The 209-nt window shown below is 49.3% G+C and carries 1 rRNA gene; it reads right to left on the bottom strand.

What is annotated here, in order from left to right:
• A 5S ribosomal RNA gene (gene rrf / locus KNO58_RS15350) occupies window positions 1-74 on the bottom strand; the annotation flags it as partial.
• Between the last annotated feature and the right edge of the window lie 135 nt (window positions 75-209).

Raw genomic sequence — 209 nt, forward strand, 5'->3', positions numbered from 1 at the left:
CTTTCGGCGCTGAAGCGCTTAACTTCCGTGTTCGGCATGGGAACGGGTGTGGCCGCTTCGCTATCGCCACCAGACAAAAGAATATTAACATCGCCCCGAGGGCGTGTCAATCCATTTCAGGGTTGTTCCCTGAAAACTGAAGACTCATCAATTCATACAAACCTTAGACTAGATCAAAGCCTCGACCGATTAGTATCATTCAGCTCCAC

It is taken from the genome of Exiguobacterium sp. J17977, assembly GCF_018616375.1.
Lineage (GTDB): Bacteria > Bacillota > Bacilli > Exiguobacteriales > Exiguobacteriaceae > Exiguobacterium > Exiguobacterium mexicanum.